This window comes from Amycolatopsis samaneae, assembly GCF_039541975.1.
Classification (GTDB): Bacteria; Actinomycetota; Actinomycetes; order Mycobacteriales; family Pseudonocardiaceae; genus Amycolatopsis; species Amycolatopsis samaneae.
On record NZ_BAABHG010000011.1, the window covers coordinates 164,065 to 169,480 of the forward strand.

The 5,416-nt window shown below is 70.4% G+C and carries 3 protein-coding genes; 1 reads left to right on the forward strand and 2 read right to left on the reverse strand.

Annotation, left to right across the window (positions count from 1 at the left end; genetic code table 11):
- Nucleotide 1 precedes the first annotated feature (1 nt).
- A complete protein-coding gene (locus tag ABD987_RS28205; protein ID WP_345400291.1) occupies nucleotides 2-2,746 on the forward strand; it encodes a ferritin-like domain-containing protein in 2,745 nt (914 codons plus the stop codon).
- A 72-nt stretch (nucleotides 2,747-2,818) separates the two neighbouring features.
- Here ABD987_RS28205 and ABD987_RS28210 read toward each other — a convergent pair whose 3' ends face one another.
- Together ABD987_RS28210 and ABD987_RS28215 are read right to left on the reverse strand one after the other, a co-directional pair.
- Entirely contained in the window at nucleotides 2,819-4,384 is a 1,566-nt protein-coding gene (locus ABD987_RS28210; RefSeq protein ID WP_345400294.1) for an ABC transporter permease, read from the reverse strand.
- Nucleotides 4,381-5,292 carry an ABC transporter ATP-binding protein gene (locus tag ABD987_RS28215; RefSeq protein WP_345400297.1) on the reverse strand — a complete coding sequence of 304 codons (912 nt, stop codon included), beginning with the start codon at nucleotides 5,290-5,292 and terminating at the stop codon, nucleotides 4,381-4,383. Before ABD987_RS28215 ends, ABD987_RS28210 begins: the two co-directional genes overlap by 4 nt.
- Between the last annotated feature and the right edge of the window lie 124 nt (nucleotides 5,293-5,416).

Below are 5,416 nucleotides of genomic sequence, written 5' to 3' on the forward strand. Positions count from 1 at the left end.
CGTGTCCTACCTGGGATATCCACGGCTGAACTTCGCGGGGACCTTCCAGGCCGATGTGGACACCGCGAACAATCCCGCCTCCCACCACGACAACAACGTGTTCGAGCCGCGCTTCCAGTGGCGGCTGGTGTGGTCGCCGGACGGCAACGTCGACGTCAACGGGCAGTGGAACCCGCGGGGCACCAACGACCTGCGCTTCACCGACGTGCGGGTGACCAGTGTGTACGACCGGGACGGCCGGATCGTGACCTCCCCGTCCGAGGATCCGGTCGTCGGGAGCAGGGTGACCGACGACGATCGGCGCCCGCACGGCAAGTTCGTCGATCTCGACCCGCACAACCAGCTCGTCACCGAGCTGTTCGGCGTGCGCCTGCGGCTGGTGGACCGCACCGGCCGCGAGGCGCTGCGCGGTGACTTCGTGCCCTCGTCCATGACCGACCTGTTTCCCCGCGCCCAGCTGCCCACCGGGCGCCCGGACATGTCCGCGACCTACCAGTCCGTGCTGACCGGCCTGGAGTGGGGCGAAGGCGTGAATTCGCCGTTCCTGCGGGCGTTGCGTTCGGCGACGCAGGAGAACACGCTGTCCATCAAGTTCACGACGGACGGCGTCGAGGACGGCTCCGAGCACTGGCCGGACAACGTGACGTTCGGCCGGATCGTCGGCTCGCTCGGGCCCTACCGCACGGGCGAGCCGAAACGGCTCGTGGCGGGCCGGCGGCTGCGGAAGTTCGGCGCCGGCCGGTTCAACCACGCTCCCTGCCGGGTGGACGAGCAGTCCGGTCTGGTCTTCGTCGACCTCGGAAACAGCGTTCCGGCCACCTCGCGCGGCGGGCCGCTGGTGGAGGTCGGCGCGCTGTTCCTCGCCGTGCTCACCGGTGGCGACCAGCCGCGGGTGGTCGCTCCCCTGGACGGCGTCGGCGGGGACTTCTACCGGCGTGACGCGGGCATCGTGACCGCCCGCCTGGATCCCGGACAGCGCGCGCTCGTGGCCGGGAACCGGCTCGCGGTGACCGACGGCACGGGGATGATCCTGCTCGCGGAGAACCACGACGCCACCATGGTCCAGGCCGACGGGCAGGTGTTCCGGCTCTATCCGAGGCCGCCACACGACACCGTCGGCACCGTCATCCACGCCACGCGGTTCGGCCTGCCCGCCGCGGGAGTACGGATCTTCGTCGGCACCGGGCAGCCACCGCGCGAGCTCACCGTGCCGGCGCTGGTGGTCACCGACGAGCGGGGCCGGGCACCGGTGACGATCACCGGGACCGATCCTGGCAATCCGCGCCGGTTCATCGACGGCTCCCTCACCGCCCTGCACTACGGGTTCCCCGACCGGCCCACCGAACCGGAGGGACGGCTCATGGTCCGGGTGTTCGATCTGTACCGGGCACCGCGGCGGCCGACCTGGGTACGCGACGTGCAGCCGATCTTCCAGCGCTACGCCAACCTCGTCCCGGTCATGCACGACGTGCTCGACCTCGGCAACTACCACGAGGTGACGCGCCACGCCGACTACATCAGGCGGACCCTGCTGGCGGACGTGCACTCCCCCAACCACATGCCGGCGACCAGGGATCTGTCCCCCGGAAAGCGAGACATGATCGTGAACTGGCTGAACACCACACCGGCGCCACCGGTGCTCGAAATCGAGTCACCCGCCGACCTTCGCGACACGCTCCAGCAGGCGTTGCTGGTGGAGCTGGCCACCATCCCGCCGTACCTGGCGGCGCTGTTCTCCGTCAAGCCGGGACACAACCTCAAGATCGCCGAGCTGATCCGGGGCGTGGTGCTGGAGGAGATGCAGCACCTGGCCCAGGTCTGCAACATCCTCAACGCCGTCGGCGGGAAACCGCAGATCGGCAGGCCCGGGTTCGTGCCGACCTATCCCGGCCGTCTTCCCGGGCCGGTCCTGCCGGACCTGCGGGTCCGGTTGCGGCGGCTGTCCATCGAACACGTCCGTGACGTCTTCATGGCCATCGAACGGCCGGCACATCCCACCGTGGACGGCCGGACGTTCCGGGGCCGGGTGATCGACCCGGCGAGCGTGCGGCTGGACCGGGCGGGCGCGGTGCTCTCCGCGGACGAAGGGGCGATGCGGACCCTGGCGGAATGGTTCGAAAGAGCCGAATACACCCCGATGACCATCGGCTGGTTCTACAACCGGATCGCGCGGGCGATCATCCGGCTCGACCGCGAGGGACGGCTGTTCACCGGCGATCCCGCCACCCAGGTGAGCTGGCCGGACGCGCCCGGCCTGCTGTACAAGGTCACCGACCGGCGCTCGGCGCTGCTGGGCATCTACCAGATCGTCGAGCAGGGCGAGGGCAGCCCGCACGACCTGAACGGCGACGGCCTCGGCGATCCGAACGAACTCGGCCACTACTACCGCTTCGCGGAGATCGTCGAAGGCCGCCAGCTCGCGCGCGACGACCGCGGCAGGTGGGCGTACACGGGCCCGGAGATCCCGTTCGACCCGAACGGGGTCTACCCAGTGGTTGACGACGCCGACACCTACCGGTCGCCGATCGGGTCGGTCGCGCGCCGGGAATCGATCATGTGCGACGAGTCGTACACGCGTCTGCTGACCGCGCTGCACCGGGTGTTCAACGGCCATTCCGAAGGGCTGGACGACACCGTGGGGCTGATGTTCCAGCTCCAGCTGCAGGCCAAGAAGCTCTACGGCATCCGGTTCGACGAGCACACCGTGCTCGGGCCCGCGTTCCAGTCGCCAGGCGTGAAGTTCTGAAGAACCGGGCCCGAGTGACCTGCCCTGGGGGAGGGAGTCCACTCGGGCCCGGTCGCGGCGCCTTTGGGGGTGTCAGCGCCGCGCGTGCCGGGTTTCCCCGGTCGTGAACGCCGCGGCCAGCAACAGCGCGGCGATCGCCATGAAGACCACCGGGTTCGGCCCGGCCAGGTGCCCGTCCACCCGCACCGCACCCATGAAGTCCAGCACCGGGGTCTGGCTGACCACCGCGTACCACAGGAGCAGGTAGCCGATCTGGAACAGCCGGTGGCTGCGGGCGAGCAGGCCGAACGCGAGCGCGAGGGACGGGATGAACACCAGCCCGCCCAGCCAGGCCAGCACGCCGGGCCAGTCCGAGGCGACCGCGAGGCGCACCAGCGGCACCAGGCCGGTCACGAAGGTCAGGGCGAGCCCGGCCAGCCATTCGGCCGCGAGCCGGGTCCGGCGTGCCGGACAGGCGCCGACGAGCAGCCGTACGTCGTGCTCGTACTGCTGGGTTCCCATCCGGGACCAGATCAGGATCGGCAGGATCCACGCCGCCGGAAGCACGAACGAGATCAGGAACTTCAGCGGCACGAGGGCGGCGGTGACGGCCACGGCCAGCGCGACCAGCCACCACCAGCGCGAGACCCCCTGGATCAGGATCCGGGTCTCGCCGACGAACAGCCGGACCGCGGTGCTGCCGAACTCGACGGGCGTGGTGGGCCGTCCGAACGCGGCGGCCGCGGGAACGGCGACGGGTTCCGGTTCCGCGGCGGGCGCGGTGTCGGCCCCCTTCCGGCTGTCCCGCGACGGGTCGAACCGGCGGAACCACAACGCGGTCAGCACCACCAGCACCACGGCCACCGCGAGGAACGCCAGCCGGCCGGCCAGCATGCCCGCCGACAGGTCGATACCGCCGGCGAAGAACCGGCCGGTCGGCGCCTCGGAGAAGTTCAGGCCGACCGACAGGTTGGTGTCGCCGGGATCCGGGTGCTGGGCGAGGATGTCGCGCTGCATCGCGGGTTCGACCGCGCCATAGCCCATCAGGTCGACCGCGGCCACGGTCTTGCCCACGCCGAAGACCGCCAGCCACACGATGAACCAGACGATGTTGCCCAGCCCGGCGCGCAGCGGCTTGATCGTCTCGAACACCACCGCGGCGGCCGCCGAGACGGCCAGCATCGGGACCGTCAGCACCAGGAACGGCAGCCACAGCGCGACCAGGTCGATCGAGGTGGACTCGGCCCGGATCAGCTGCACCCCCAGCGTGGTCACCGCGAGCACGGCCACCATCGCGACCAGCACCAGGAGGTTGCTGAGGAACTTGCCGAGGACGTAGGCGGAACTGCGCAGCGGAGTGGTGGCCAGGATCTGGCCCACCCCGGTGGTTTCGTCCCTGGCGACCGCGTTCTTCACGAAGTAGAAACCACCGAGCGCCAGCCAGGCGCCGGCGGCCAGCGCGGTCACCGCGCCCAGGTACTCGCTGGTGTAGACGCCGCGATACGTCCCGAGCCGGAAGACCATCCACTGGGAATCGCCCGGCGGCGCGGAAAAGTAGCCGAGCGCGACCGCGGCGACGAGAACCATCAGGAAGGCCGGGCGGCGCACCCGGTCCCGGAAGTCCGCCAGCGCGATGGCGCCGAGGATCCGCGGGTTCACGGCGCCTCCCTGGTGAACTCCGCCCGCGCGGCGGTCGCCTGGTTCACGCCGCGCACGACGTTGAGGTAGGCGTCCTCCAGGTCCGGCGGCACGTTGACCGCGTCGATCGTGGGCGGCTCCGGCGCGAGCACCCGGACGCGGATACCGTCCGGGGTGCGCACGGCCCGGCTCACCACGTGCCGCTCCCGGAACTCGATCAGCTCCGCCGACGGGATCATGGTCTCCCAGACGTATCCGTCGACCATGCCGAGCAGGTGTTCGGGCGTTCCCCGGCGCAGCAACCGTCCCTGGGCCATGATCGCGATGTCGTCGGCGGTGGCCTCCACATCGGACACGATGTGCGTGGAGAGGATCACCACCCGATGGGCCGCCAGGTCGCCGAGCAGGTTGCGGAAGCGCACCCGTTCCTCGGGATCCAGCCCCGCCGTCGGCTCGTCCACGATGAGCAGCTCCGGATCGTTGAGCAGGGCCTGGGCGATCCCGACCCGCTGCCGCATGCCACCGGAGAACTTCCCGAGCGGACGCTTGCCCACGTCGGTGAGGTTGACCAGTTCGAGCAGCTCGTCGATGCGCGCCCGTGCCGACTGGGCCGACAGCCCCTTCACCGCGGCCAGGTAGGACAGGAACTCCGCCGCGGTGAGGTTCGGGTAGACGCCGAACTCCTGGGGCAGGTATCCCAGCACCCGGCGCAGCCGGTCCGGCCGCGCCACCACGTCCTCGCCGTCCCACCGCACGGTCCCGTCGGACGGGCGGGTGATGGTGGCGATGATCCGCATGAGCGAAGACTTGCCCGCCCCGTTGGGGCCCAGCAGCCCGAGCACCCCCGGGCCGAGCCGCAGGGTGACACCACCCAGTGCGCGCTTACCCCCGCGGTAGACCTTGGACACCTCGGAGATGTCAAGTTCCATGACGATCCTCTCCCTTCCGGCGACGCCTCCACGTCGGTACCCGGAAGTCGTTTCACCGTTGGTCACCAGCATCTCGGCCGGGGCCCGGGCGCGGAACCAGGTCAGCCCGAACAAAAACCTCCAG

Coding starts and splice junctions, on each gene's coding strand:
- ABD987_RS28215 (WP_345400297.1), bottom strand. CDS start 5,292: ATGGAACTTGACATCTCCGAGGTGTCCAAGGTCTACCGCGGGGGTAAG.